This window comes from Mesocryomonas lacus (assembly GCF_055730105.2).
Genome location: NZ_JBUZWF020000005.1, coordinates 237,327 through 262,220, shown reverse-complemented (window position 1 = coordinate 262,220; position 24,894 = coordinate 237,327). Strand labels below are relative to the sequence as shown.

The window sequence follows — 24,894 nt, the reverse complement described above, 5'->3', positions numbered from 1 at the left end:
GCGCGCGGGATGGAGCCAGTGTCCACCCCATCGGAGCACACGAAGGCTTGATCAGCCTTCCTTCATCTCTCCAAGGGTTTCGGCCGCGCGGAGATAGTGTTCCGGCTTGATGTTGTGACGGACCGCGCCGAAAGCCGCCCAGAGAACGGCGATGTCGTCGGTGAAGCCGAGGCCGAAGAGGAAGTCCGGCACGATGTCGATCGGCAGGACGAAATAGGCGAGGGCGGCGAGAAGGATGCCCTTGCTCGACGATGGCGTCTCGGGATCGATTGCGCAGTAATAGGAGGCGACGACGTCGTCCATGAACGGCACGTGCCGCGCGGCGCGGCGCAGCGTGCTGAAGAACGAGCGGCGAACTTTCGTCTCCTGCTCGGCCTGCTTCTCGACCGTCGCCGGCAACAGGATTTCATCGATCTGGGTCTTCGCGATGGTCATGCGTCTCTCGTCTCTCCGCTTCCTCTGACCTTCAGATGGCGCTGAGAGATGACGGCTCAAGAGTTAGGGCATTGCCGATGCACGGGTTTTGGCGAAACGGCCTGTCCGGCGCTGCGGCGAGACCTTCGTCAACGGCATTCGGCAAGGCCGCGCATCCGGCTGTCCTCGCCCTGCCGGTGGGCGGCGGGTGCAAGCAGCGGGAAGCTCTCCTCGCGCACATAGGGGCCGCCGCCGACGGAGTCGCGCGAGGACAGGAGCACGAAGCGGCTCACCGGAAAAAGCGGGGTGCCGAAAGGACCGCGACAAGCGAGATAATGCGCGACGTCGTCGATCTTCGGCTGGCGCAGCCGGGCCAGCGTCACATGCGGCACGAAGCGGCGCGGGTCGGCCGGCATGCCGAGGCGGCGGCAGATGCGGTCGATGTCGGCCTGCAACGCCTCCAGCGGCGGCGAGACCTTGACGCCGGCATAGAGCGAATGCGGCTTCTTGGAGCCGAAGGCGCCGACGCCGTCGAGCGCCAGCTGGAACGGTGCGCGCTCGATTCGGTCGAGGGCTGCCACCATCTCGTCGGCGAAGCGGGCGTCGACGTCACCGATGAAGCGCAAGGTGATGTGGTAGTTCTCGACGTCGATCCAGCGGGCCGACGGCATGCCGCCGCGCAGGAGCGACAGGGCCAAGGCCGCATCGCGCGGGATCTCGATGGCGGTGAACAGACGCGGCATGAGAACTTCTCCGCAAATCAGTTGGCCTTCGCGGCGAGCCTTTCACCTTGAACCCGGCGATTCAAGCACCCCGGCGGCAGAAGCGCCCCGGCGATGGCTTGCCGCGGGTGCAATGCACAATTACTTTCACCCCACACCGGCCAGTTCGCCTTGACGCCGGCAGGCCGCCTTGCGGGAGGAGCGACAGACCATGGATGTCCCGATGCCCGCCGCGCCGCCATCCTCCACCGACGACCTTGCCCCGGCCGTGCCACCGCCGCGGCGTGCCACGGCGCCAAGCTTTGCCATCCGCCGCATGCACCCGCCCGAACACGCGGTGATCGCGGACCACCTGAAGCGTCTCGACCCGGAAACACGCCGGCTGCGCTTCGGCAATCCGGTGAACGATGCCTTCCTCGAGCGCTACGCCGCGCTGGCGCTCGGCGAGGACGCCGTCGTGTCCGGCTGCTTCATTCGCGGGACGATGCGGGGTGTGGCCGAACTGCGCTTTCTCGACGATGGGCGCCGGGAGGCCGAGGGCGCGTTCAGCCTCGAGCCGGATTTCCAGGGTTTTGGCTTCGGCGCCGCGCTGTTCGGCCGCACCATCGCGCTCGCCCGCAACCGCGGCGTCCGCCGCCTCTATCTGACCTGTCTCAGCGAGAACCGGCGGATGCAGCGTATCGCCCGCCGCCACGGCGCCGAGCTGTCCTTCGTCGAGGGCGACGTCACGGCTGATATCCGCCGGCCCTATGCCGACGCAGGGAGCCTTGCCGCAGAGGGAAGGGGCGATGCCTTCGTCGTCGCGCGGCTGGAATGGCGGCAGCGTTTTGGCGCCCTCGGGGTGTCCGTCCGCCGGCTCGCGCGCGGCGGCGTTTGAGCGACGAGGGCTTCCGGCTTCCATGGTCGGCGTCAGTCCGCCGGCTTCGCCAGCGCATCGAGTTCGTTGATCACCGCGGGCAGGATCCGCTCGACGATGACCGCGACGCCTTTCGGATTGGGGTGCATGCCGTCGGCCTGCGTCAGCGCCGCCTCGCCCGCCGACCCGTCGAGGAAGAAGGGATAGAGGGAGACACCGTAAGTCGCGGCCAGCCGGGCATAGATCGGGTTAAAGGCGGCGGCATAGTCCGGTCCCATGTTCGGCGGGGCGATCATGCCAGCGAGCAGCACGGGGATCCGGCGCTCCTTCAGCCGCTTCAGCATGGCGTCGAGATTGCGCTCGGAGATCGCCGGCGCGATGCCGCGCAGCGCGTCGTTGGCGCCGAGCTCGAGGATCACGAGCTTGGCCGTGTCCGGCACCGACCAGTCGAGACGGGCAAGGCCCCCCGTGGTGGTGTCGCCGGAGACGCCGGCATTGGCGACGGTGACGGCATAGCCCTTGGCGACCAGCGCCGCCTGCAGCTGCTCCGGAAAGGACTCGCCCGGCCCGACGCCGAAGCCCGCCGAGAGGCTGTCGCCGAAGGCGACGACCTCGGTCGCCGCCTTCGGCGCGGTCTGCGCCACGGCGGCGGCTGGGCTCAACGCCAATGACAATGCCGTCAGGATCAGGGCGAGCGGTTGGAAGCGTGGCATGGCGGTCCCATATTGCGAAACGTTCGGCCCCGGTGCCGCGGCCTCTCGACGTCCTCTCCAGAGATATAGGAACAGATCCGCGTGACAGAACCGGCGATCCGATTACAGAACGTTCATCTGACGCTGGGCACCGGCCGCACCTCGGTGCATGTGCTGAAGGGCATCGACCTCAACGTCGCGCGGGGCGAATCCGTCGGCATCGTCGGCCCGTCCGGTTCCGGCAAGTCGACGCTCCTGATGGTGCTGGCGGGCCTCGAGCGGGCCGATAGCGGCCTCGTCGAGATCGCCGGGCAGGCGCTGGGCACGCTCTCCGAGGATCAGCTCGCGACCTTCCGCGGCCGCAATATCGGTATCGTCTTCCAGTCCTTCCACCTCATCCCGAACATGACGGCGCTGGAAAACGTCGCCGTGCCGCTGGAGCTCGCCGGGCATCCCGACGCCTTCGAGCGGGCGGCGCGCGAGCTTGCCAATGTCGGGCTGAAGGACCGCGTCACGCATTATCCGGGCGAGCTGTCCGGCGGCGAGCAGCAGCGCGTGGCGATGGCGCGGGCCTTGGCGCCGGAGCCGGCGATCCTCATCGCCGACGAGCCCACCGGCAATCTCGACGAGACGACGGGTGTCGCCATCGCCGACCTTTTGTTCGCCGAGCAGGCACGGCGGCAGATGACGCTGGTGCTCGTCACCCACGACAAGCGCCTCGCCGCCCGCTGCGGCCGCGAGGTCGCGGTGCGCAGCGGCAACATCGAGGCGCCGGCAGTAGTAGAACTCCCGGCCCGAAATCCGTCCGCGCCATCGAATGGCTCCACCGGGGTGCCGCTGCGATGACGGCGGTCGATGCGGCCGCGGCGCCGGCGGCGGCCCGCAGCGTCGCGCCGGGCGCCCGCCGCGCGCGGCTAAAGCTGGCCTGGCGCTTCGCGCTGCGCGAGATGCGCGGCGGGCTGTCCGGCTTCTACATCTTCCTCGGCTGCATCACCCTCGGCGTCGCCTCGATCGCGGCGGTGAATTCGGTGTCGTCAATGATGACCTCGGGCATTGAGCGCGAAGGCCGCTCCATCCTCGGCGGCGACATGCGCTTTACCTTCGTCCAGCGCGAGCCCTCCGGCGACGAGCGCGCCTTTATCGAGGGCCTCGGCGCGGTGTCGAAGGCGACCTCGATGCGCTCGATGGCGCGGCTTGCCGACGGCAGCGACCAGTCGCTGGTCGAGGTCAAGGCGATCGACGCCGCCTATCCGCTCTACGGCACGCTGGAGACCGTCCCCGCCGCGCCGATCGCCGACCTCCTCGCGCCGCGCGACGGTCGCCTCGGCGCGTTGGCCGCACCCGAGCTCCTGGAACGGCTGAAGATCCAGCCCGGCGCCGTGCTGAAGCTCGGCACCGCCGAGGTGGAGATCCGCGGCACCATCGCCCGCGAGCCGGATTTGCTGTCGGACGGCTTCAACTTCGCGCCGAGGCTGATGCTGTCGGAAGCCGGCCTTGCCGCGACCGGCCTGATCCAGCCCGGCAGCCTGATCGAGAACGCCTACAAGGTGAAGCTTTCGACCGGGAACGCCAAGACCGCGTCGGCGGCGGCGAACGATCGGTTTCCTTCGGCCGGCTGGAGCATCCGCACCTCGGACCGCGCCGCGCCCTCGCTCCAGCGCAACATCGAGCGGTTCTCGCAGTTCCTGACGCTGGTCGGGCTGACGGCGCTGATCGTCGGCGGCGTCGGCGTCGCCAATGCGGTGAACGCCTATCTCGATTCCAAGCGGGCGGTGATCGCGACCTTCAAGAGCCTCGGCGCCGGCGGCAGCTTCGTCGTTACCATCTATCTCATCCAGATCATGCTGCTCGCCGTGGTCGGCGTTGTCTGCGGCATGGTGCTCGGCGCCATCGCCCCCTTCGTCACCGCGCGTTTCCTCGAAAGCGTGCTGCCGGTCGCCGCCAATGCCTCGGTGTATCCCGGCGCGCTGGCGCTGGCGGCGGTGTTCGGCCTCCTCACCGCGCTCGCCTTCGCCCTCCTGCCGCTCGGCCGCACCCGCGACGTGCCGGCGACGGCGCTGTTCCGCGATGCCACCGCCGTCTCGGGCGTGCGCATGCGCTGGGCCTATCTCGGCGGCGCGATCGGCCTTGCCGTCGTCATCGCGGCGCTGGCGCTGCTGATGGCGAGCGACCGCAAGGTGGCCGCGATCTTCCTCGTTGCCACGGCCGTCGCCTTCCTGATCCTGCGGGGCGTCGCCTGGGCGATCCAGGCGCTCGCCCGGCGGGCGCCGCGCGTGCGCTCGACGCCGCTGCGCCTCGCCATCGGCAACATTCACCGGCCGGGCGCGCTGACGCCCTCGGTGGTGCTGTCGCTCGGCCTCGGCCTGACGCTGCTCGTGACGCTCGCGATCATCGACACCGGCCTGCGCAAGGAAATCTCGACGGGCCTTGCCGACCGCGCGCCGAACTTCTTCTTCGTCGACATCCAGAATGCCGAGATCGCGCCGTTCCGGGCCGAGATCGAGAAGCTGGCGCCGGGCGCGAAGCTCGACGCCGCACCCATGCTGCGCGGCCGGATCACCCGGATCAACGGGCAGGAGGTCGCCAAGATGGAGATCCCGGCCGAGGGCGGCTGGGTGCTGCGCGGCGACCGCGGCGTCACCTATGCCGCGACCAAGCCGGAAAACTCCAACCTCACGGCCGGTGAATGGTGGCCGGCCGACTATAGCGGCGTGCCGCTGGTCTCGTTCTCGGCCGAGGAGGCCGGCGAGCTCGGCCTGAAGATCGGCGAGGAAATGACGGTCAACGTTCTCGGCCGCGACGTCACCGTCAAGATCGCAAACTTCCGCACCGTCGAGTGGGAATCGCTGTCGATCAACTTCGTCATGGTGTTCTCGCCCAACACCTTCGCCGGGGCGCCGCATGCCTGGCTGGCAACGCTGTCGATCCCCGGCGCGACGCCGGCGATCGAGGCGGCGGTGATGAACGGCATCACTAATGCCTATCCGGCGGTGACCACCGTCCGGGTGAAGGAGGCGCTCGACACCATCAACGGGCTGATCGCCCAGCTGGCGCTGGCGATCCGGGCGGCTGCCGCCGTCGCCCTCGTCGCCTCGGTGCTGGTCCTGTCGGGGGCGCTCGCCGCCGGCAACCGCAACCGCATCCACGACGCGGTGGTCCTGAAGATGCTGGGGGCGACGCGCCGGGTGCTGATCGGCGCCTTCACCACCGAGTACCTGCTGCTCGGCCTTGCGACCGCAGCGTTTGCGATTGGCGCCGGCGCTCTGGCTGCCTGGTTCGTGGTGTCCTCGATCATGAAGCTGCCGTTCACCTTCGACTGGACGGTCGCGTTGACGACGCTCATTGCCTCGCTGGTCCTGACCGTCGGTTTCGGTCTTGCGGGCACGTGGCGGGTGCTGGGGCAGAAGGCGGCGCCGGTACTTCGGACTCTCTGACATCCGTAAGCTTGGCGAAGTAAAGGGCGATGGTAAGTTTGGGGTAGCAGTTCCTATCCTTTGCTGTCCGACTTAAGGGAATTTTTAGCCGGCTACTCTAAACTTGTCTTTTCAAGAGGCGGGGGTGCGGTCGAAGCAAGACCTTCTTCCCCTGAAGCCTGGGAGGTCGAGTTTTTGATGCGGTTTGCCAATCTGTCCATCGCCAAGAAGATCGGCGTCGCCTTCGCCGTGATGATCCTCGGTTCTGCGGCGATGGGCGCCGCGATGCGCTCGAACATGCAAAGCATTGAGGCCGCACGCACGCGCGCTGAATTCGACAATACCGTCATCGCGACGACGCTCGAGGCGCGGGGCGCCCTGACTCGGCAGGAGAACTCGCTGCGCGGCTTCCTCGTCACCCGCGACACTTATTATGCCGACCGGCTGAAGAAGCACCGGGCGACCTTCGAGAAATACCTGTCGGACATGACGGCATCGCCCGGCATCACGCCGGAGCTGACCGCCACGGTCGCCAAGATCAACACCGATCTCGCCGCCTGGCACGCCAACATCGCCGAGCCGGCCATTGCCCTCGCCGCCAAGCCGGCGACCTATCCGCAGGCCGTGGCGCTGCTCGGTTCGGACACGGCGTCGGGCTACATCGACCCTGTCGAGGAGGCGCTCGACGGCCTGAAGGAACAGAAGCGCGCGTCGATCGCGGAAGAGACAGCCGCGCAACTCGCCGCCTTCTCGACGGCACAGACCACGCTGTTCGCCGGCATGGGCCTGCTGATCGCGGCAGCAGCAGCTCTGGCCGTGATGCTCTCGCGCGGCATCGGTCGCCCCGTCATTGCCATGCGCGACGCCATGCAGCGGCTGGCCGATGGCGACAGCAGCATCGAGGTGCCCGCGCTCGGCCGCAAGGACGAGGTCGGCCAGATGGCCGGCGCCTTCGACAAGCTGAAGCAGGTGTCCCTCGAGCACGAGCGGCTGGAGGCGGCGGCGGAACAGACCCGCCAGTCGGACGAGCAGCGGGCGGTTCAGTCCGCCGAGGAGGCAGAGGGCTATGTGCGGGCGCATGAGTTTTTCATGCGCGAGGTGCAGACCGGCTTCGAGCGTCTCGCCGCTGGTGATCTCCTGGCGCGGCTAAACCACCCGTTCTCGCCCGATTACGAGGGCATCCGCTCGCTGTTCAACGACAGTGTCGCTTCGCTGGAGCAGGCGATGGCGGCGGTCGTGCAGTCGATCGAAGCGATCCGGACCGGTCTTGGCGAAATCACCGTCGCCTCGAACGATCTCTCCCACCGTACCGAGCAGCAGGCGGCCAGTCTTGAGGAGACGGTGGCGGCACTCACCGAGGTGACGCGCGGCGTGAACCAGACGGCGGAAGGCGCCGCCAAGGCGCAGGTCGGCGCCGCCGATGCGCAGCAGAATGCCGAAAAGGGTGGCAGCATTGTCGGGCAGGCGGTGGCGGCCATGCAGGAAATCTCCGACTCCTCCGACAAGATCGGCAAGATCATCGGCGTCATCGACGAGATCGCCTTCCAGACCAATCTCCTTGCCTTGAACGCCGGCGTCGAGGCGGCGCGGGCGGGCGAGGCGGGCAGGGGCTTTGCGGTCGTCGCGCAGGAAGTGCGTGGGCTCGCCCAGCGCTCTGCCGAGGCCGCCAAGGAGATCAAGAACCTCATCTCGACGTCGAGCCGGCAGGTTGGCGAGGGCGTCGAGCTGGTCACGGCCTCCGGCCATTCGCTGGAGGAGATCGTCACCCAGGTGGCCGCCATGTCGAGCGTCGTCGGCCAGATCGCCAGCAGTGCCCGCCATCAGGCGACCAGCCTGCGCGAGGTCTCGGTGGCAGCGGACCAGATGGACAAGGTCACCCAGCAGAACGCCGCCATGGTCGAGCAGACCACCGCGGCCGCCCAGAGCCTGTCGCACGAGACCGAGGATCTGGCGGCGCTGATCGGCCGCTTCAAGCTCTCGGTCGCCTCTGCAAGGCCGAAGGCTGCGCCTTCCAGCCCGGTGCGCACCGCAAGGCCGAGCGCGCCCGTCGTGCAGCTGCGCCAGACCGCACCGCAACGCGCCGAGCCGCAGAACGCCGCCGACAGCTGGGAAGAGTTCTGACCGCAAGGTTCTCGGCGGCAGCTTTACCCGTTGCCTCGACCAGAGGCTTTGCGCCGGACCGCGGCTAACGGAGATTTAACCCGCTTCCCGCCGGTTTAGCGGGCCTTGCCACCGCGGCTGGCCTTGTGCGGGCGGGGTCAAGGCCGCATATTGTTCGAAGGCAAGCTGGGCGGTCCCGCCAGCGGCGCCTCGGCCTCCCTTTGCATGGGCCGGGCCGACACCCGACGGGACACGCAGAAAAGGAGTTTTCCATGGCTGACAACTGGAATCAGGGCGCGCGCAGCGTCCCCACCGCCGGTTCGAGGGTCGATGTCACCATCGACCAGGGCCTGCGGACCTACATGCTGAAGGTTTACAACCTGATGGCGCTGGGTCTCGCCATCACCGGTGTCGCCGCCTACGCGATGTTTTCGCTCTCGGTGGTGACCAACGGCGCCGGCGACATCACAGCGCTGACGCCGCTCGGCCAGGCCGTATTCGGCTCGCCGCTGAAGTGGGTGCTGATGTTCGCGCCGCTTGGCCTCGTGATGTTCCTCTCGTTCCGGGTGGACAAGATGAGCGTACCGGCCGCGCAGATGACGTTCTGGGCCTATGCCGGTCTCGTCGGCCTGTCGCTCGCGACGATCTTCATGGTCTACACGCAGGAATCCATCGTCCAGGTGTTCTTCGTGACCGCCGCTTCCTTCGGCGCGCTGTCGCTGTTCGGCTACACGACCAAGCGGGACATCTCGGCCTGGGGCTCGTTCCTGTTCATGGGCGTCATCGGCATCCTGATCGCCTCGGTGGTGAACATCTTCCTGGCGTCGAGCGCGCTGTCCTTCGCCATCTCGGCGATCGGCGTCCTGGTCTTCGCCGGCCTCACCGCCTACGACACGCAGCAGATTAAGGAAATGTACTACGAGGGCGACGGCACCGCCGTGATGGGCCGCAAGGCGATCATGGGCGCGCTGCGTCTCTACCTCGACTTCCTCAACATGTTCATGTTCCTGCTGCAGCTGTTCGGCGACCGCCGCTAAGCCGCATCCGGATGGACATCAGAAAGGGCGGCCCTCGGGTCGCCCTTTTCTTTTGCCCGGGTTCTTGCCAAATGACCGCCTGACAGATGCCAGATCAAGGATCGCCGATGAGTGCCCATGCCCTGCGGGAGGCTGTTCGAGCCGACGTCCCACGCCTGACGGAGATCTACGCGCATGCGGTGCTGAACGGTACCGCGTCCTATGAGCTGGATCCGCCGACCGAGGCCGAGATGTTGGCGCGCTTCGACAGCCTGAAGACGCAAGGCTACCCGTATCTCGTCGCCGCCAACGGCGCGGGCCGGGTCGTCGGCTACGCCTATGCCGGTCCGTTCCGGACGCGGCCAGCCTATCGCTGGTCGGTAGAGGACGCGATCTACATCGCGCCCGAGGTGCACGGCCACGGCGTTGGCCGCTCGCTGCTGCTGCGCCTGGTCGAGGAATGCACCGCCAAGGATTTCCGCCAGATGGTCGCGGTGATCGGCGGTTCGGACCATGTCGCCTCGATCCGGCTGCACGAGCGCGCGGGCTTTCGCACCATCGGCATCTTCCAGGCGTCGGGCTTCAAGTTCGGCAAGTGGATCGACACCGTGCTGATGCAGCTGCAGCTTGGCGAGGGCGCCAGGAGCCTGCCCGACGAGGCGGCCTATCCCGGCAGCCTCTACACCCCGGCCGGCAGCTGACGGCGGCGGAGCGGCCTGTCGCTCCGGGATAACCCGGCGGCGAGCGCCTCAGACCAGCTTCAGCGCCTTGTCGAAGACCTTCAGCACGGTTCCGAGCTCGTGGCCGCGCTTCATCACCAGGCCGCCGGCGGCGACCACACTGAACGCGCCCTGGCGGCGGGCGAGCTTCGGGTTCTTTTCGATCCGGAACAGCGGCATCTCGCTGGTGCGGCGGAAGATCGAGAATACCGCGCGGTCCTTCAGCATGTCGATGGCATAGTCGCGCCACTCGCCGGCGGCGACCATGCGGCCGTAGACGTTGAGGATCTCGGAGAGCTCGCGACGGTCGAAGGATACGATCGGGGCGGGGCTACGGGCGGCGTTGAAGTCGATGAGCGTCGCGGTGCTCTCGCTGTTCGAAGCGGCGTCAGCCAAATCAGATCCCTTTCCGATGATCGACCTTGCCGGGCCGACCAGGATGCTAGAGCATCCCCTTTCAGTCCCCGGATGGTCGCATGAAACATCGAACCCGGCAAAAGATTTTCAAGCCCGGGACGCGCTGCGTGCGCCGGAGCAAGGTCTCGGCTGCTTCTCGATGCGCCTCTAGCATGGCCGGGGATGAGCCGCGGATACCCGCGCATGCTGCCAAGAAGTGGCGCTGACCCCGTTGGGGAAAGACGCTCAGGCCTCAAGCGGACAGACAGCCATTCCTGCATCCTTTCGGATGCGCGTTTCGCTAGAACTCCAGCGCCGCTGCGGCGAGGATCGGGCCGGGACCGCCCTTGTCGCCGAGCGCCTGCAGCACCGCGGCATAGCCGTTTTCGCCGTCCTCCGGCTTTAGCATGGAGACGGGGATGTCCACCGCCAGCGGCTTGCCGTCGAGCATGCCGAGGATGCGCCAGTCCCGCACCGCATGCGAGTTGACGAGGGTCATGCCCTTGTTCTCGCCGGTGTCGACCACCGTCCGCGTCGCCCGGTTATAGGTGATCAGCATCAAGACCGGGGTCTTGCCGCCGGGAACGGTCAGGGGGCCGTCCGCGGTGATGTGCAGCCGGTCGCCTTGCAGCACCAGCGAGACCGAGGCCTTGCCGTCGGTCAGCGCCGTTTCGCTCACCGCCTTGTCGATCTCGCCGGCGCGCGAGCCGACGACGTCGCGGCTACCGTTGACGATCGCCTGCGGCGTATAGATCGTGCCGGCGTTGAACGCTTTCGCGTAGGCGCGCTGCCGCTCGGTGTTGGTGCGCGACCCATGCGGATCGGTCCAGCCCATATAGTCCCAGTAGTCGACGTGGTAGGCGAGGGCGATGATGCCGGGATCGGCCGCGAGCTTGCTGAGGATTTCCTCGGCCGGCGGGCAGGAGGCGCAGCCCTGGCTGGTGAAGAGCTCGACCACGCCCCGCACGGAGCGGCTGTCGGCGGACATGCCCTGGCCGCTCGCGGGAGCGGCGGCCAGCATGCCGAAGCCGATCAGGGCGGCAAAGGCGATCGCCCGGCCGGTCATGTGGTTCTACTTTTTCGCGACAAGACGCTCGTCTGCTCCGCTTGGCCGATGGTCCGACGGAGTGTCCGTCGCGCTGGCGATGATCCGCCGCGAAGAGGCGCGGGAAACAGCTCGCGCCGTCTGGATGTTCGGCTGCACCCTAGGGTGGCCGCGGCCGATCCACCAGTCAATTGGCAGTGAAAGATTGGTCCCGCTCCTCGGCCATTCCGTGATGAGCCGGGGAAGAGATGCTCTCCCGCCCGGGCAAAACGATGACGGAAAAGGCATTGGTGCGGGGATGTCCGAAAGGAAATGAGGCACCCGGCGGCTTTCCGCCGATGCAAAACGCCGCCGGATCTCTCCGGCGGCGTCATTGTTCAGGCCATCGGGCCTTCGCCGCGGTTCAGGCGGCGAGGCGGCGCAGCACGTACTGCAGGATGCCGCCATTGTTGAAGTATTCGAGCTCGTCCAGCGTATCGATGCGGCAGAGCAGCGTGACCCGCTCGGTGCTGCCGTCGGCGCGGGTGATCACCGCCTCCATCTTCTGGCGCGGCTTGACCGTGGTCAGGCCCTCGATGGTGATCTTCTCGTTGCCGGTCAGCCCCAGCGTCTGCCAGGACGTGCCTTCTTCGAAGACGAAGGGCGCGATGCCCATGCCGACGAGGTTCGAACGGTGGATACGCTCGAAGGATTGCGCGATCACGGCGCGGACGCCGAGAAGGTTGGTGCCCTTGGCCGCCCAGTCGCGCGACGAGCCGGTGCCGTATTCCTTGCCGGCGAAGACGATCAGCGGAACGCCCTCTTCCTTGTACTTCATGGCGGCGTCGTACATCGCCATGACCTCGCCCGAGGGCTCGTGCTTGGTCATGCCGCCTTCGATGCCCGGCACCATCTGGTTCTTGATGCGGATGTTGGCGAAGGTGCCGCGCATCATCACCTGGTGGTTGCCGCGGCGGGCGCCGTAGGAGTTGAAGTCGACCGGGCGGACCTGGTGGCTGACGAGATAGTCGCCGGCCGGGCCGTTCGCCTTGATCGAGCCGGCCGGGGAAATGTGGTCGGTGGTGATCGAGTCGAGGAAGAGCGAGAGGATGCGGGCGTCGTGGATGTCGGTGACGGGCACCGGCTCCATGGTCATGCCCTCGAAGTAGGGCGGGTTCTGGACGTAGGTCGAGCGGTCGTCCCAGTCGTAGGTCAGGCCGCCGGAGACGGCGATCTTCTGCCAGTGCTCGTCGCCCTTGAAGACGTCGGCATAGCGGGTCTCGAACATGTCGCGGGTGACGGTGGCGCGGACGATCTCGGCGATCTCCTGCGTCGTCGGCCAGATGTCCTTCAGGAAGACGTCGTTGCCGTCATGATCCTTGCCGAGCGATTCCGTCGTGATGTCGACGAACATCGAGCCGGCGATGGCGTAGGCGACGACCAGCGGCGGCGAGGCCAGGTAGTTGGCGCGCACGTCCGGATTGACCCGGCCCTCGAAGTTGCGGTTGCCCGACAGGACGGAGCAGGCGACGAGGTCGTTCTGGGTGATCGCCTCGGAGATCGCCTCCGGCAGCGGGCCGGAATTGCCGATGCAGGTGGTGCAGCCATAGCCGACGAGGTTGAACCCCATCGCGTCGAGGTCCTTCTGCAGGTCGGCCTTCTCGAGATATTCGGTGACGACCTGCGAGCCGGGCGCGAGCGAGGTCTTCACCCAGGGCTTCACGGTGAGGCCCTTGGCGTGCGCCTTGCGGGCGACGAGGCCGGCGGCGACCAAGACGTTCGGGTTGGACGTGTTGGTGCAGGAGGTGATCGCGGCGATCACCACGTCGCCGTCGGCGATGCCGTGCGTCGCGCCCTCGACGTCGTAGCGGGAGACGGCCGGGCTGTCGAAGGCACCGGTGGCCCCTTCGGAGACGAAGCGGGCCTCGTCGGCCGAGATCTTCTTCTTGTCGCCCTGCAGTTCGACGAGCGCGGTCTTGAAGGATGACGCGGCATCGGTCAGCGCGACGCGGTCCTGCGGGCGCTTCGGGCCGGCGAGCGAGGGCACGACGGTGGAAAGATCGAGCTCGAGGAAGTCGGTGAAGACCGGGTCGGTGCTGGTCTCGTCGCGGTACATGCCCTGGGCGCGCGAATAGGCTTCGACCAGCGCGATACGGTGCTTGTCGCGGCCGGTCGCCTCGAGATAGCCGATGGTGTCCTTGTCGACCGGGAAGAAGCCGCAGGTGGCGCCGTATTCCGGTGCCATGTTGGCGATCGTCGCCTGGTCTTCCAGGGTGAGGTTCGAGAGGCCCGGGCCGAAGAACTCGACGAACTTGCCGACGACGCCCTTCTTGCGCAGCATCTGCGTGACGGTGAGGACGAGATCGGTCGCCGTCGTGCCTTCCGGCAGCTTGCCCTCGACGCGGAAGCCGATGACTTCCGGGATCAGCATGGAGACGGGCTGGCCGAGCATGGCCGCTTCCGCCTCGATGCCGCCGACGCCCCAGCCGAGGACCGAGAGGCCGTTGACCATGGTGGTGTGCGAATCGGTGCCGACGAGGGTGTCGGGATAGGCGATGGTCTCGCCGTTCTCTTCCTTGATCCAGACGGTCTGCGCGAGATATTCGAGGTTCACCTGATGGCAGATGCCGGTGCCGGGCGGCACGACGCGGAAGTTCTGGAAGGCTTCCGAACCCCAGCGCAGGAAGGTGTAGCGCTCGCCGTTGCGGTCGTACTCGACGTCGACGTTCTTCTTGAACGAGTCGGCCTGGCCGAAGAAGTCGACCATCACGGAGTGGTCGATGACGAGGTCGACCGGCACCAGCGGGTTGACCTTCTTGGGGTCGGCGCCGAGCTGGCGGGTGGCATCGCGCATCGCCGCGAGATCGACCACGGCGGGCACGCCGGTGAAGTCCTGCATCAGCACGCGGGCGGGGCGGTAGGCGATCTCGTGCCCAGCCTTGCCGCGGTCGTCGACCCAGTTGGCGCAGGCGCGGATGTCATCGGCCTTGACGGTGCGGCCGTCTTCGTTGCGCAGGAGGTTCTCGAGGATGACCTTCATCGAGAACGGCAGGCGGGAGGCGCCGGTGAGGCCGTTGCGCTCGGCTTCCTGCAGATCGAAGTAGATGTAGGGCTTGCCGTCGACGTGGAGCGTCTTGCGGCATTTGAAGCTGTCTGGGTGCGACACGGGCGTCATTCCTTCCCGAACTGGATGATTGTCCGAAAGGCGAACGCCTGCTCGCGCCAAAGATGCGCCTGAAGGTGCGGGTACGACCATTTCCGCATGTCCGCCCCGAAACCCACCGGTGCCAGATGGGGATTCTCTCTTCGGCGCTAACGTTCCACCCCGGTCGCTGGTGTGGTTGCGGCCCTTATAGGCAAGTTTGTAACGGCTATAAAGGGCGTTGCACCGCGGAATAGGCGATTATCCGCAGGGCCCGGCCGATAGCGAAAGCCCCGCGCCATGCTGGACGCCCCGGCGCGATTGCGGCAAAGCATCGGGCATGATCGCTGGCTGCTTCCCTTCGATGTCGCACGACCCCCACCGTTCCGCGGCCGCCCGCGCCGGAGATCGCTTCCGTCCGAATCGCTGCGTCGCCCCGCTGATCGAGGCCAGGGTTTCGTGAGGCTCGTCGCCACAACCCTTTCGGCCGCGCGCGGCGGCACGGTGATCGTCGGGCCGCTCGATTTCACCCTCGCCGCCGGAGAGGCGCTGCTGGTGACCGGAGCGAACGGGGCGGGCAAGTCGACGCTCCTGCGCACGCTCGCCGGCCTCTTGCCGCTCGCCGGCGGCACGCTGACGGTCGAGGGGATGGCGACCTCCGACGGGGAGGCGGCTAGGCGCACCGGCGAGGTCGCGCATTTCCTCGGCCACCGCAACGCGATGAAGCCGACGCTCTCGGTCGGCGCCAACCTCCGCTTCTGGCAGCGTTTTCTCGGCGGCCCCGCGCTGTCGATCCCCGCGTCGCTTTCCGCAGTCGGCTTGCCCGACGTCTCGGGTCTCCCCTTTGGCTACCTCTCCGCAGGCCAGCAGCGGCGGGCCTCGCTGGCGCGTCTCTTGGCGGTGCGCCGGCCGCTGTGGATCCTCGACGAGCCGACGGCGGCGCTCGATGCGGTTTCGCAAGAACTGTTCGCCGAACTCCTCGCCGCCCATGTCGCCGGCGGCGGCATGGCGATCGCCGCGACGCACCAGCCGCTCGGCGCGGGCATGCGCGAACTGCATCTTGCACCGAGGGTTCCGCTGCCCGCCGGGGCCGTGCTCAGCCCGGCCGACCTTGCCGCCGCCGAGGGCTGGCTGTGATCGCGCTCTTCCGCCACGACCTGCGGCTCGCCTTCGCCGGCGGCGGCGGCGCGACTACCGGCGTCATCTTCTTCCTTGCGGTTATCGCCACGGTGCCTTTCGGCATCGGCCCCGACTTGAACCTCCTCGCGCGCATCGGCCCCGCCATCCTCTGGATCGGCGCGCTGCTCTCGGCGCTGCTGACGCTCGACCGACTGTTCCAGGCCGATCGCGAGGACGGCACGCTCGACCTTCTCGTGATGGGCGACACGCCGCTGCCGCTGGTGGTTCTGGCCAAATGCCTGGCGCACTGGGCGGCGAGCGGCTTGCCGCTGGTGCTGGCGACGCCGGTGCTCGGCCTGTTCCTGGCGCAGGAGCCGCTTGCCATGGGCGCGGTGATGCTGACCCTCCTCGTCGGCACCCCCGCGATCACGCTGATCGGCGCCGTCGGCGCGGCGGTCGCGGTCGCCCTGCCGCGCGGGGGGCTTCTCGTCTCGGTGCTGGTGCTGCCGCTGGCGATCCCGGTGCTGATCTTCGGCGTCTCGGCGAGCTATGCCGCCGTCAACGAGCCCGATCCCTTCCTGCCGCCGCTGATGATCCTCGGCGCGCTGACGCTGTTCTTCGCCGTGCTGGGCCCTATCGCGGCGGCCGCGGCCCTGAAGCACGGGGGCGACTGACCTTACTGTGGCGAGGGGAACAGCGGCGATCGACTCGCGTCACCGCGGCGACGGGGCCACCGCGGCAGCCGGCATCGTCCGGCGAGTCGCCGGGTCCGTGGTCTCCCGGCACAGGCGAGATCCCCGCGCGTTCACCCAAATGTCTATTTGCGCGGCATTTGCACTGCTTCTAAAGTAACGGCATGACCGACCTCTCCGCGACCCCCGGCCGCTTCGCCCTCCTTGCCAATCCGACGCGCTTCCTGGCTTTGTCCGGGGCGGTGCAGCCTTGGCTGTACGGCCTGACGGTGGCGGCGCTCGCGGCCGGTCTCTATCTCGGCCTCACCGCGCCCGACGACTACCAGCAAGGCGCGACGGTGAAGATCATGTTCATCCACGTGCCCTTCGCCTGGCTCTCGATGATGGCCTGGACGGTGATGTCGGTCTCGGCGCTCGGCACGTTGGTCTGGCGCCATCCGCTGGCCGACGTCGCGGTGAAGGCGGCAGCGCCGATCGGTGCCGTGTTCACGGCGCTCGCGCTGATCACCGGCTCGATCTGGGGCCGTCCTATGTGGGGCACCTGGTGGGTGTGGGACGCCCGGCTGACCTCGGTCTTCATCCTGTTCCTGATGTATCTCGGGCTGATCGCGCTGACCCGGGCGCTGGACGATCCCGGCCGCTCGGCGCGCGCGGCGGCGATCCTGGTGCTGGTCGGCTTCGTCAACATCCCCATCATCAAGTTCTCGGTCGACTGGTGGAACACGCTGCACCAGCCGGCAAGCGTCATGCGCGCGGGCGGGCCGTCGATGCCGGCAGTCTTCCTGTGGCCGCTGTTGTTCTCGGCCATCGGCTTCACGCTGCTGTTCTTCGCGCTCCACCTCACAGCGATGCGCACGGAAATCCTGCGCCGCCGCGTTCGCGCGCTGACGAAACTGTCGCTGCGCGCCGCCGACGCCTGAACGGATCTTATCCCATGCAGAACGACTATTTCGGCTTCATCGCCTCGGCTTACGGCATATCCGCGCTGGCGCTGATCGGCCTTGCCGCTTGGGTGTTCCTCGACGCCCGCGCCCGCCGCACAGAGATCGCAGCGCTCGAGGCGAGCGGGCTGCGCCGGCGTTCGTCGCGCGGGCCATCGAACGGGCCCTCGGCATGAGCGGCGACGCGCTGCCGGTCCGCCGCCGGCGTCCCTCGCTCCTCGTCCTCCTGCCGTTCCTCCTGTTCACGGGCCTTGCCGGCCTGTTCCTGTTCCAGCTGGTCTCCGGCCATGATCCGCAGGAGATTCCCTCAGCACTGATCGGGTCACCCGCGCCGCCGACCGACCTGCCGCCGCTCGACGGCATGACGCTCGCCGACGGCGCGCCGGTGCCCGGCCTCAATCTCGCCAACAGCGACGGGCGGCCGATGCTCGTCAACATCTTCGCCTCCTGGTGCGGGCCGTGCCGGCAGGAGCACCCGGTGCTGATGGAGCTCGCCAAGGACAAGCGCTTCCGGCTGGTCGGCATCAACTACAAGGACCAGCCCGATAACGCCCGCCGCTTCCTCGGCGGCCTCGGCAATCCCTATGCCGCCATCGGCACCGACGTCTCCGGCCGCACCGGCATCGACTGGGGCGTCTATGGCGTGCCCGAAACCTTCCTGGTCTCCGCCGATGGCAAGATCCTCTGGAAGCAGACGGGCCCGTTCAGCCCGGAGGATGTGTCGGAAAAGCTCTACCCGGCGCTGCAGAAGGTGCTGGCGGCGGGCGGCAAGGGCGCGGCCGGCTGAGCGATTGTCCGGTGTCTCTGCCATCCATCTTTGCTATTCTGGCGATGTTTGGCGAAGGAGACTTCCATGGGAGACATGCAGGCGATCGGGCTGGGCGCCCATTTCGAAAGCTTCATCGACCGGCAAACCGAATCCGGCCGCTACGAGAATGCACGCGACGTTCTCGTTGCGGCGCTCCGTCTTCTGGAGCGGGAGGAAGCGAAGCTGGATTGGCTCCGCCAAGAGATTGCCAAGGGCGAGGCCAGCGGCCCGGCGGTGCCCTTCGATCTCGATGAGTTTCTGGCGGAGATGGAACTGGAGACGAAGGACGCGCCGTGAGCCCGGTCCAGTTCCTGCCCGAGGCGCGCGCCGATCTCCAGGACCTCCACCGTTTCCCGCGACGCCATTTTGGCCCAGCGCAGGCCGATGTCTACGTCACCCATATTTCGCAGATCTGCTCTCTGATCTCCGACGGCTATCCCGGTTCACGGAACGAGTCGGCAACGCAGCCGGGTCTCTTCTCACACCGTGTGCGGGCGCACCGAGCGTTCTTTCGCCGGGGACCGGATGGCGGACTGATCGTCGTCTGCATTCTTCACGACGCCATGAATTTCGAGGACCATCTGTAGCCGCATGCTTGATCCCGCCTTCACCACCCGCATCCCCGACGGCGACAACCAGCCGCGGAAGATCTGCGATCATTGCGGCTTCACCGCCTACGAGAACCCGAAGATCGTCGTCGGCTCGGTCGTCAGGCATGAGGGCAAGATCCTCCTCTGCCGCCGGGCGATCGCGCCGCGAGAGGGGTTCTGGACGATCCCGGCCGGCTACATGGAGCTGAACGAGACGCCGGAGGATGGCGCACGCCGCGAGGCCTTCGAGGAGGCGACAGCGCAACTGCGGATCGAGCGGCTGCTGGCGGTCTATTCGGTGCCGCGCATCAGCCAAGTCCAGCTGATCTATCGCGCGACGCTGGAGACGCCCGGAATCGCCGCCGGCGTCGAAAGCCTCGAGGTGGCGCTGTTCGAGCCGAATGACATCCCGTGGGACGATCTCGCCTTCCCCTCGGTGCACTGGGCGCTGCGCCACGACATCGCGGCGGAGGAGGGCGCGTCGCCGGTGCCTTTCGGCAATCCGGATGACGCCACCGGAGACCGCATGCCCGACGGCCGGCTGCTGCCGACCGGCGAGTTCTAGGGCACTCTCCGGCATCTTGCACCAAGCGCGGTGCAAGATGCCGGGCGTCAGCCGTCAGGCGACGGCTTCTTCCGTGGTGCGGCGAACCTGCGCCGTAAGCTCTGCCGGCAGGTTCAACTTGGTGGCCAGCTGGTCGAGATAGGCCTTTTCGGCTGGATGATCGGGATCGATGGCGAGCAGCGAGGCGGTGTAGATCTCGATCGCCGCTTCCGGCGTCGTCGCGCCGGCGACGAGATCATCGATCGACAGCGGCTTGCGCATCTCGTCCATGACGAAGCCCTTCTCCTCCGCGTCGAGGCCGAGATCGTCGATCCGCCCGAAGATCGCCTCCTGCTCGCCGGCATCGATATAGCCGTCGGCCTTCGAAGCCGCGATCATCGCCGAGAGCATCAACCGCGCGCGGGCATCCTCCTGGCCTTCGGGAAGGAAGGCAGTGCCGGAGGGAGCCGGCAGTTCGCCGGCGGCCGTCGGCGCCGCGATCTGCGGCAGCGGCGAGGCGCCGGGCAGGGCCGGGCGGGCATTGTTGGCCTGATAGGTCTGGTAGGCCTTATAGGCGAGGCCTGCGACGACGGCGGCGCCGCCGAGCTTCAGCGCGGTGCCGCCCATCTTGGCGACGCCCTTGCCGCGGAACAGCTGTGAGGCAAGGCCGCCAGCAAGGCCCCCCGACAGCGCCGAGGCGCCATGGGTGCGGATCAGCCCGCCGATCGTATCCTGGAGGGAGCCGCCGCCGGAGCCGCCGCCGCCGCCCAGCAGGCCGCCGACGCCTGAGAGCGGACCGCCTTGGCTCTGCCGGTTGTCCGGGTTGCCGCCTTGGCCCGGCGCGCCGGGGGTGCCGAGGAACTGGCCGAGAAGCTTCTGCACGTCGAACATCGAGAATCCTTGCGATGAGGGCGATTGGATCCGATATCGGGACGCCTCCACCGCTTCGCAATGGTCGGGACCCGGCTTCCTGCGCCAAAACGACGCGGTCACCGGATCGCCGGTCTCGCCGGTCATTTCTTCGGTTTGACGTATTCCTTGACCAGCGGCTCGGTCGCGTGCCGCTGCAGCAGCGGGATCTGGAACAGCATGAAGGCCATGGTGATCGGCATGGTCGCCCAGACCTTGAAACCGGCCCAAAAGTCCGTCGAGAAATTGCGCCAGACGATTTCGTTGATGACAGCCATCGCCAGGAAGAAGATGCCCCAGCGCAGCGTCAGCTTGCGCCAGCCGGCATCGTCGAGCTTGAACGCCTGGTTGAAGACGTAGCCGAGCAATGGGCGCCCGAAGAGAAGGCCGCCGAGCAGGATCACCGCAAACAGCGTGTTGACGATGGTCGGCTTCATCTTGATGAAGGTCTCGTTCTGCAGCCAGAGCGTCAGCCCACCGAACACCACGACGAAGAAGCCGGAGACCAGCGGCATGATCGGCAGCGTGCGCGTCAGCGCCCAGGACACCGACAGCGCGATGATCGTGGCGGCCATGAACAGAGCGGTGGCGATGAACAGCGGCCCGCCGAGCTCGGCCAGCGCCGGAAAATGCCCGGCCAGCCACTCGCCGCGCGAATTGGCGAAGAAGAACACCACCAGGGGCCCAAGCTCGAGTGCGAACTTCAGCAGCGGGTTGATCTGCTTCTCCTCCGGCGCGTTCGGGGAGCCTTCGATCAGATGGTCGGCCATGGAAAATTCCTCTTTGTCCTGCCGCTAGAGCCGGAAGACGACGGATGTGAGGCTTCTGCCCCCTCCGTGTCGCGTTTCTCGGATGTCTCATGCCAGTCTGCGTCGGTCTTGTCTTGCCTTCGAACGAAGACGGCGCACGGGTATTTCGAACTTCCAACCCAACTTTGAAGCAAGGCGCGGTGTGCTTGACCCCATGTCGTGTCTGCGCGACAAATGGCAATGGAAGTCAGGCGGCTTGCAGAGTTCGATCGCTGGATATCGAGGCTCCGAGACAGTACCGCCGTGCTGAGGATCACCCGCCGGATCGCGCGTCTTGAACAAGGGCTTCTCGGCGACGTGAAAGCCGTCGGCGACGGCCTGATGGAGGTGCGGATCGATCACGGACCTGGCTACCGCCTGTACTTCGCACGGCGGGGAAGCATTCTCATCATCCTGCTGTGCGGTGGTGACAAGAGCACGCAGCAGCAGGACATCCTGCGCGCCAGACTGCTGGCACGGGACATCGAGGAGTAACGCCATGGCAGACAAGATCCGGGTGGACGACCTGCCGAAATGGGACGCTGCCGATTATCTGGCTACGCCGGAAGCGCAGGCCGAGTACCTGTCCATGGTCATGGAAGACGGCGATGCCGGCGAGATCCGGGCAGCCTTGAGCGCCATCGCCCGGGCGCGGGGCATGGCGCAGGTCGCCGACGACTGCGATATCAACCGCCAGAGCCTCTATGCGTCCCTCGGCAAGGACGGCAATCCCGCTTTCCAGACCATCCTGAAGGTGATCCGGTCACTTGGAATGACCTTGTCGGCTAAGACCAGCGACGCATCAAGTCCCGTTGAGGAAGACTTTGGCACGCGTTGACGCCCCTCGTCAGGCGGTCCGCCCCGCGATCGCCGTCGCGAAATCCCGCGCCTTAAACGGCTCGAGGTCGTCGATGCCCTCGCCGACGCCGATGAAGTAGACCGGCAGTTTGAACTTCGCCGCGATGGCGACGAGGATGCCGCCGCGGGCGGTGCCGTCGAGCTTGGTCATCACCAGCCCGTTGACGCCCGCGACATTGCGGAAGATCTCGACCTGGTTGAGAGCGTTCTGGCCGGTGGTGGCATCGAGCGTCTGCAGCACGGTATGCGGCGCATCCGGCTCGCGACGCTGTAGGACGCGGACGATCTTCTCGAGCTCTGCCATCAGCTCGGTGCGGTTCTGCAGCCGGCCGGCGGTGTCGATGATGAGGACGTCCGAGCCGTTCTCGACCGCCGCATCGTAGGCTTCGTAAGCCAGACCAGCGGCGTCGGCGCCGATCGCCTTGGCGATGACGGTCGAGCCGGTGCGCTCGCCCCAGATTTTCAGCTGCTCGACCGCCGCGGCGCGGAACGTGTCGCCGGCGCAGAGCGTCACCTTCAGGCCGCCGCGCGTCAGCTTGGCGGCGAGCTTGCCGATCGTCGTCGTCTTGCCGGTGCCGTTGACGCCGACCACCAGGATGACGTGCGGCTTCTTCTCGAGGTCGAGCTCCAGCGGCACGGCGACCGGTCGCAGCGTTGCCTCGACCTCGTCGGCGAGAATCGAACGGACCTCGTCGCCCGAAATCTCCTTGCCGAAGCGCCCCTCTGAAAGGCGATCGGTGATGCGCAGCGCCGTCTCGACGCCGAGATCGGCCTGGATCAGCACGTCCTCGAAATCCTGCAACGTCTCCTCGTCGAGCCGGCGCTTGGTGAAGAGCGCGGTGATCGAGCCGGACAGCTGACTCGACGAGCGCGCGAGGCCCTCGCGCAGCTTCTCGAACCAGGGAACGCGGACGGCTGGCGTGACAGGGGCGGTCGCTGCCGCCTCGCGTAGCCGGAAGCCGGCGTCGGGCGCCACCACGCGGGCCGCCCCGGTGCCGATGGCGGCCGGCAACGTGTCGTCGGGCGCATCCGGCAGGGGAGCGTCGGGCTCCAGCCAGGAAAAGTCGGCCTCTTCCTCGGCCTCCGGCAGCGGCGCATCCGGCGCGAGGAAGGAGAAATCCTCATCCGAAGACGGTGCCGGTCGGGCGGCGGTCAGGTCCCCGGCGATCTCGCTCGCGGTCTCCGGCGCCGCGTCAAGGGCGGTTTCGCCGGCGAGGGTGCTGGCAGCGGGAATGTCCTCCGCCGTCGCACGGCCGTCGACATCCAAGGCCGCGGCGTTGGCGGCGACGACATCGGTCCCGGCTTCAGGGGCGCTCGCATCGGCATCGACCACGGGCGCGTCGGCATCGAGCCAGGAGAAGTCCGCTTCCGGCTCCGGCGCATCGGCCGACAGCCATTCCGGCTCGTCCGCTGGGAGAACGACAGCCTCGTCCGCCTCGGCGGCCGAAATGGGCGCCGCGGCCGGCACGGGCTCGGCAATATCCTCCGGCGTAGGGCTTGCGGCCGTCTCTGGGGCTGGCTCAGGGGTCAGTTCAGGGGACGGCGTGGCGGCCTGCGCTGCCGCCGGCAGCATGTCCGAGGCGGACCGCGGTGCACTACCGTCGCTTGCCTGTTCAAGAGCCGTGCTGGGGCCAGTCTCCGTTGGTGCCAGCTCGTCCGGCAGACGGGCCGATGCTTCTTCGGCGGCCGGGACCGGCGCCGGGGCGGCGGCCGCCCCCGCCCGATCGGCCTCGCTGCCGAAGGAGAAGACGCGCCGGAAGAAGCCTTTTTTCTCTAGCATATCGTCTCGAAGTCCCATCCTGCGCCCGGGGGCGCGCTTGCGGTCGATGTCACCGCTGCTGTGCAGAACGCACTACAGCATGCCGGCCGGCTTGGCAGCCCTTCAGGCCGGCAGCGCCGTCAGGCGAACGCCGTCATGCGCCATGAATTTGGCCTCGACGATCTCGCCGGGGGTGCCGAAGTCGAGGCTGCAGGGGGTGAAGTCCGGCAGCCGCCCCCTGTTCCCGCGCTCCACGAGAACGCTGCCATGCTGCCCGACCTTGGCGTCGAGGTGCCGGTTGAGCGCGTCCGTCCCCAGCGCCCGAAGCCGCGAAGCGCGCTCGGCGACCACCTTCTGCGGCAGCTGCGGCATGCGGGCGGCGGGCGTCCCCTCACGCGGCGAGAACGGGAAGATGTGGAGATAGGTCAGCCCACACTCGGCCACCAGCGCCAGCGAGTTCTCGAACATCGCCTCGGTTTCGGTCGGGAAGCCGGCGATGATGTCGGCGCCGAAGACGATGTCCGGCCGGCTCGCGCGAATGTCCGCGCAGAAGCCGATGGCGTCGGCGCGGGTGTGCCGGCGCTTCATCCGCTTCAGGATCATGTCGTCGCCCGCCTGCAGCGAGAGATGGAGATGCGGCATCAGCCGGGTCTCGCTGCCGATCGCCTGCACCAGTTCCGAGTCCGCCTCGACGCTGTCGATCGACGAGAGTCGCAGCCGCGCGAGATCCGGCACGCGCTTCAGGAGGGCGGCGACCAGCGTTCCGAGCCGCGGCGCGCCCGGCAGGTCGGCGCCATAGCTGGTCAGGTCGACGCCCGACAGCACCACTTCGTTCGTGCCGGCATCGACCAGCCGCCGGACCTGGTCGACCACCGCGCCCATCGGCACCGAGCGCGAATTGCCGCGGCCGAAGGGGATGATGCAGAAGGTGCAGCGGTGGTCGCAGCCGTTCTGCACCTCGACGATCGCCCGCGCGCGGCCCTCGATCGCGTCGACCATGTGGCCGGCGGTCTCCGTCACGCTCATGATGTCGTTGACGCGGATCTTCTCCGACGCCGACACGCCGAAATCGGGGAGGGCGGCATAGCTCGTCCGCTGCAGCTTCTCGGCATTGCCGAGGACGGCATCGACCTCGGCCATATCTGCGAAACCCGCGGGATCCGTCTGCGCCGCGCAGCCGGTGACGACGATGCGCGCTTCCGGCCGCTCGCGGCGGATCTTGCGGATCGCCTTCTTCGCCTGCCGCACGGCCTCGGAAGTCACGGCGCAGGTGTTCATCAAAATGGTGTCGGTCGCCCCGGCGGCCACCGCCTCGCGGCGCATGACCTCGCCCTCATAGGTGTTGAGCCGGCAGCCGAAGGAATGGACCTCGACGCTCATGACCGCCCGCCA

Annotated in this window: 26 protein-coding genes; 16 read left to right on the top strand and 10 right to left on the bottom strand. The window is 67.7% G+C overall.

Features of this window, described 5'->3' with window-relative positions; all coding sequences use genetic code 11:
- Window positions 1-51: 51 nt before the first annotated feature.
- Both ACZLZQ_RS18405 and thpR read right to left on the bottom strand, forming a co-directional pair.
- Window positions 52-435 carry a YkvA family protein gene (locus tag ACZLZQ_RS18405; protein WP_472935522.1) on the bottom strand — a complete coding sequence of 128 codons (384 nt, stop codon included), beginning with the start codon at window positions 433-435 and terminating at the stop codon, window positions 52-54.
- Between the two features lie 128 nt (window positions 436-563).
- Window positions 564-1,157: an RNA 2',3'-cyclic phosphodiesterase gene (gene thpR, locus ACZLZQ_RS18400; RefSeq protein WP_472950594.1), complete on the bottom strand. Its 594-nt coding sequence runs from the start codon at window positions 1,155-1,157 to the stop codon at window positions 564-566.
- A gap of 190 nt (window positions 1,158-1,347) precedes the next feature.
- Between thpR and ACZLZQ_RS18395 the strand changes: the two genes are divergently transcribed.
- Window positions 1,348-2,013: a GNAT family N-acetyltransferase gene (locus ACZLZQ_RS18395; protein ID WP_472950593.1), complete on the top strand. Its 666-nt coding sequence runs from the start codon at window positions 1,348-1,350 to the stop codon at window positions 2,011-2,013.
- A 32-nt stretch (window positions 2,014-2,045) separates the two neighbouring features.
- Here the strand turns inward: ACZLZQ_RS18395 and ACZLZQ_RS18390 are convergent, their stop codons facing one another.
- Window positions 2,046-2,705, bottom strand: a complete 660-nt coding sequence (locus ACZLZQ_RS18390; RefSeq protein ID WP_472950592.1) for an arylesterase — start codon at window positions 2,703-2,705, stop codon at window positions 2,046-2,048.
- A gap of 81 nt (window positions 2,706-2,786) precedes the next feature.
- On the opposite strand from ACZLZQ_RS18390, the gene ACZLZQ_RS18385 reads away from it, so the two are divergent.
- From ACZLZQ_RS18385 to ACZLZQ_RS18365, 5 genes are all read left to right on the top strand, one after another.
- Window positions 2,787-3,530, top strand: a complete 744-nt coding sequence (locus ACZLZQ_RS18385; RefSeq protein ID WP_472950591.1) for an ABC transporter ATP-binding protein — start codon at window positions 2,787-2,789, stop codon at window positions 3,528-3,530.
- The gene (locus ACZLZQ_RS18380; protein ID WP_472950590.1) at window positions 3,527-6,118 is read left to right on the top strand and encodes an ABC transporter permease; all 2,592 of its coding nucleotides are present in this window, start codon (window positions 3,527-3,529) and stop codon (window positions 6,116-6,118) included. Before ACZLZQ_RS18385 ends, ACZLZQ_RS18380 begins: the two co-directional genes overlap by 4 nt.
- Before the next feature lie 177 nt (window positions 6,119-6,295).
- Window positions 6,296-8,218, top strand: coding sequence for a methyl-accepting chemotaxis protein (locus ACZLZQ_RS18375; RefSeq protein WP_472950589.1), 1,923 nt, complete (start codon window positions 6,296-6,298; stop codon window positions 8,216-8,218).
- Between the two features lie 251 nt (window positions 8,219-8,469).
- On the top strand, window positions 8,470-9,234 hold the full coding sequence (locus ACZLZQ_RS18370; RefSeq protein WP_472935529.1) for a Bax inhibitor-1/YccA family protein: 765 nt from the start codon (window positions 8,470-8,472) through the stop codon (window positions 9,232-9,234).
- A 107-nt stretch (window positions 9,235-9,341) separates the two neighbouring features.
- Window positions 9,342-9,914, top strand: coding sequence for a GNAT family N-acetyltransferase (locus ACZLZQ_RS18365; RefSeq protein ID WP_472950588.1), 573 nt, complete (start codon window positions 9,342-9,344; stop codon window positions 9,912-9,914).
- Window positions 9,915-9,962: 48 nt separating this feature from the next.
- On the opposite strand, the gene ACZLZQ_RS18360 is transcribed toward ACZLZQ_RS18365, so the two are convergent.
- From ACZLZQ_RS18360 to acnA, 3 genes are all read right to left on the bottom strand, one after another.
- On the bottom strand, window positions 9,963-10,286 hold the full coding sequence (locus tag ACZLZQ_RS18360) for a DUF2794 domain-containing protein (protein ID WP_472935606.1): 324 nt from the start codon (window positions 10,284-10,286) through the stop codon (window positions 9,963-9,965).
- A 343-nt stretch (window positions 10,287-10,629) separates the two neighbouring features.
- Complete coding sequence (locus ACZLZQ_RS18355) at window positions 10,630-11,394, bottom strand: DUF1223 domain-containing protein (protein WP_472950587.1); 765 nt, start codon at window positions 11,392-11,394, stop codon at window positions 10,630-10,632.
- Window positions 11,395-11,776: 382 nt separating this feature from the next.
- Window positions 11,777-14,527, bottom strand: a complete 2,751-nt coding sequence (gene acnA, locus ACZLZQ_RS18350) for an aconitate hydratase AcnA (protein WP_472950586.1) — start codon at window positions 14,525-14,527, stop codon at window positions 11,777-11,779.
- A gap of 426 nt (window positions 14,528-14,953) precedes the next feature.
- Here acnA and ccmA point away from each other — a divergent pair, with 426 nt between their 5' ends.
- The 8 genes from ccmA to ACZLZQ_RS18310 all read left to right on the top strand — a co-directional run bounded on the left by ccmA (window position 14,954) and on the right by ACZLZQ_RS18310 (window position 19,209).
- Complete coding sequence (gene ccmA / locus ACZLZQ_RS18345) at window positions 14,954-15,631, top strand: heme ABC exporter ATP-binding protein CcmA (RefSeq protein ID WP_472950585.1); 678 nt, start codon at window positions 14,954-14,956, stop codon at window positions 15,629-15,631.
- Entirely contained in the window at window positions 15,628-16,287 is a 660-nt protein-coding gene (ccmB, locus tag ACZLZQ_RS18340) for a heme exporter protein CcmB (protein WP_472950584.1), read from the top strand. Before ccmA ends, ccmB begins: the two co-directional genes overlap by 4 nt.
- Window positions 16,288-16,469: 182 nt before the next feature.
- Complete coding sequence (locus ACZLZQ_RS18335) at window positions 16,470-17,225, top strand: heme ABC transporter permease (protein ID WP_472950583.1); 756 nt, start codon at window positions 16,470-16,472, stop codon at window positions 17,223-17,225.
- A gap of 14 nt (window positions 17,226-17,239) precedes the next feature.
- Window positions 17,240-17,422 (top strand): heme exporter protein CcmD, encoded by a 183-nt coding sequence (gene ccmD / locus ACZLZQ_RS18330; RefSeq protein WP_472950582.1) that lies wholly within the window; start codon window positions 17,240-17,242, stop codon window positions 17,420-17,422.
- On the top strand, window positions 17,419-18,033 hold the full coding sequence (locus ACZLZQ_RS18325) for a DsbE family thiol:disulfide interchange protein (protein ID WP_472950581.1): 615 nt from the start codon (window positions 17,419-17,421) through the stop codon (window positions 18,031-18,033). Before ccmD ends, ACZLZQ_RS18325 begins: the two co-directional genes overlap by 4 nt.
- 66 nt (window positions 18,034-18,099) lie before the next feature.
- Window positions 18,100-18,351 carry a type II toxin-antitoxin system ParD family antitoxin gene (locus ACZLZQ_RS18320; RefSeq protein ID WP_472935538.1) on the top strand — a complete coding sequence of 84 codons (252 nt, stop codon included), beginning with the start codon at window positions 18,100-18,102 and terminating at the stop codon, window positions 18,349-18,351.
- Window positions 18,348-18,641 (top strand): type II toxin-antitoxin system RelE/ParE family toxin, encoded by a 294-nt coding sequence (locus tag ACZLZQ_RS18315; protein ID WP_472950580.1) that lies wholly within the window; start codon window positions 18,348-18,350, stop codon window positions 18,639-18,641. The genes ACZLZQ_RS18320 and ACZLZQ_RS18315 overlap by 4 nt, the downstream gene beginning before the upstream one ends.
- Before the next feature lie 4 nt (window positions 18,642-18,645).
- On the top strand, window positions 18,646-19,209 hold the full coding sequence (locus ACZLZQ_RS18310; protein WP_472950579.1) for an NUDIX hydrolase: 564 nt from the start codon (window positions 18,646-18,648) through the stop codon (window positions 19,207-19,209).
- A 54-nt stretch (window positions 19,210-19,263) separates the two neighbouring features.
- Here the strand turns inward: ACZLZQ_RS18310 and ACZLZQ_RS18305 are convergent, their stop codons facing one another.
- Together ACZLZQ_RS18305 and ACZLZQ_RS18300 are read right to left on the bottom strand one after the other, a co-directional pair.
- Window positions 19,264-20,079, bottom strand: a complete 816-nt coding sequence (locus tag ACZLZQ_RS18305; RefSeq protein ID WP_472950578.1) for a tellurite resistance TerB family protein — start codon at window positions 20,077-20,079, stop codon at window positions 19,264-19,266.
- A gap of 122 nt (window positions 20,080-20,201) precedes the next feature.
- Complete coding sequence (locus tag ACZLZQ_RS18300) at window positions 20,202-20,867, bottom strand: septation protein A (protein ID WP_472950577.1); 666 nt, start codon at window positions 20,865-20,867, stop codon at window positions 20,202-20,204.
- Between the two features lie 213 nt (window positions 20,868-21,080).
- Between ACZLZQ_RS18300 and ACZLZQ_RS18295 the strand changes: the two genes are divergently transcribed.
- Window positions 21,081-21,380 (top strand): type II toxin-antitoxin system RelE/ParE family toxin, encoded by a 300-nt coding sequence (locus tag ACZLZQ_RS18295; protein ID WP_472950576.1) that lies wholly within the window; start codon window positions 21,081-21,083, stop codon window positions 21,378-21,380.
- Between the two features lie 4 nt (window positions 21,381-21,384).
- Window positions 21,385-21,723, top strand: a complete 339-nt coding sequence (locus ACZLZQ_RS18290) for an addiction module antidote protein (RefSeq protein ID WP_472950575.1) — start codon at window positions 21,385-21,387, stop codon at window positions 21,721-21,723.
- A 9-nt stretch (window positions 21,724-21,732) separates the two neighbouring features.
- Here the strand turns inward: ACZLZQ_RS18290 and ftsY are convergent, their stop codons facing one another.
- Window positions 21,733-23,523, bottom strand: coding sequence for a signal recognition particle-docking protein FtsY (gene ftsY / locus ACZLZQ_RS18285; RefSeq protein ID WP_472950574.1), 1,791 nt, complete (start codon window positions 23,521-23,523; stop codon window positions 21,733-21,735).
- A 102-nt stretch (window positions 23,524-23,625) separates the two neighbouring features.
- Window positions 23,626-24,882, bottom strand: a complete 1,257-nt coding sequence (gene mtaB / locus ACZLZQ_RS18280; protein WP_472950573.1) for a tRNA (N(6)-L-threonylcarbamoyladenosine(37)-C(2))-methylthiotransferase MtaB — start codon at window positions 24,880-24,882, stop codon at window positions 23,626-23,628.
- Between the last annotated feature and the right edge of the window lie 12 nt (window positions 24,883-24,894).

Coding starts and splice junctions, on each gene's coding strand:
- ACZLZQ_RS18310 (WP_472950579.1), top strand. CDS start 18,646: ATGCTTGATCCCGCCTTCACCACCCGCATCCCCGACGGCGACAACCAG.
- ccmD (WP_472950582.1), top strand. CDS start 17,240: ATGCAGAACGACTATTTCGGCTTCATCGCCTCGGCTTACGGCATATCC.
- ACZLZQ_RS18390 (WP_472950592.1), bottom strand. CDS start 2,705: ATGCCACGCTTCCAACCGCTCGCCCTGATCCTGACGGCATTGTCATTG.
- ACZLZQ_RS18335 (WP_472950583.1), top strand. CDS start 16,470: ATGACCGACCTCTCCGCGACCCCCGGCCGCTTCGCCCTCCTTGCCAAT.
- ACZLZQ_RS18405 (WP_472935522.1), bottom strand. CDS start 435: ATGACCATCGCGAAGACCCAGATCGATGAAATCCTGTTGCCGGCGACG.
- ACZLZQ_RS18305 (WP_472950578.1), bottom strand. CDS start 20,079: ATGTTCGACGTGCAGAAGCTTCTCGGCCAGTTCCTCGGCACCCCCGGC.
- ftsY (WP_472950574.1), bottom strand. CDS start 23,523: ATGCTAGAGAAAAAAGGCTTCTTCCGGCGCGTCTTCTCCTTCGGCAGC.
- ACZLZQ_RS18355 (WP_472950587.1), bottom strand. CDS start 11,394: ATGACCGGCCGGGCGATCGCCTTTGCCGCCCTGATCGGCTTCGGCATG.
- ACZLZQ_RS18325 (WP_472950581.1), top strand. CDS start 17,419: ATGAGCGGCGACGCGCTGCCGGTCCGCCGCCGGCGTCCCTCGCTCCTC.
- acnA (WP_472950586.1), bottom strand. CDS start 14,527: ATGACGCCCGTGTCGCACCCAGACAGCTTCAAATGCCGCAAGACGCTC.
- ACZLZQ_RS18370 (WP_472935529.1), top strand. CDS start 8,470: ATGGCTGACAACTGGAATCAGGGCGCGCGCAGCGTCCCCACCGCCGGT.
- ACZLZQ_RS18380 (WP_472950590.1), top strand. CDS start 3,527: ATGACGGCGGTCGATGCGGCCGCGGCGCCGGCGGCGGCCCGCAGCGTC.
- ACZLZQ_RS18395 (WP_472950593.1), top strand. CDS start 1,348: ATGGATGTCCCGATGCCCGCCGCGCCGCCATCCTCCACCGACGACCTT.
- ACZLZQ_RS18295 (WP_472950576.1), top strand. CDS start 21,081: ATGGCAATGGAAGTCAGGCGGCTTGCAGAGTTCGATCGCTGGATATCG.
- ACZLZQ_RS18300 (WP_472950577.1), bottom strand. CDS start 20,867: ATGGCCGACCATCTGATCGAAGGCTCCCCGAACGCGCCGGAGGAGAAG.
- ACZLZQ_RS18320 (WP_472935538.1), top strand. CDS start 18,100: ATGGGAGACATGCAGGCGATCGGGCTGGGCGCCCATTTCGAAAGCTTC.
- thpR (WP_472950594.1), bottom strand. CDS start 1,157: ATGCCGCGTCTGTTCACCGCCATCGAGATCCCGCGCGATGCGGCCTTG.
- ACZLZQ_RS18290 (WP_472950575.1), top strand. CDS start 21,385: ATGGCAGACAAGATCCGGGTGGACGACCTGCCGAAATGGGACGCTGCC.
- ACZLZQ_RS18375 (WP_472950589.1), top strand. CDS start 6,296: ATGCGGTTTGCCAATCTGTCCATCGCCAAGAAGATCGGCGTCGCCTTC.
- mtaB (WP_472950573.1), bottom strand. CDS start 24,882: ATGAGCGTCGAGGTCCATTCCTTCGGCTGCCGGCTCAACACCTATGAG.
- ACZLZQ_RS18365 (WP_472950588.1), top strand. CDS start 9,342: ATGAGTGCCCATGCCCTGCGGGAGGCTGTTCGAGCCGACGTCCCACGC.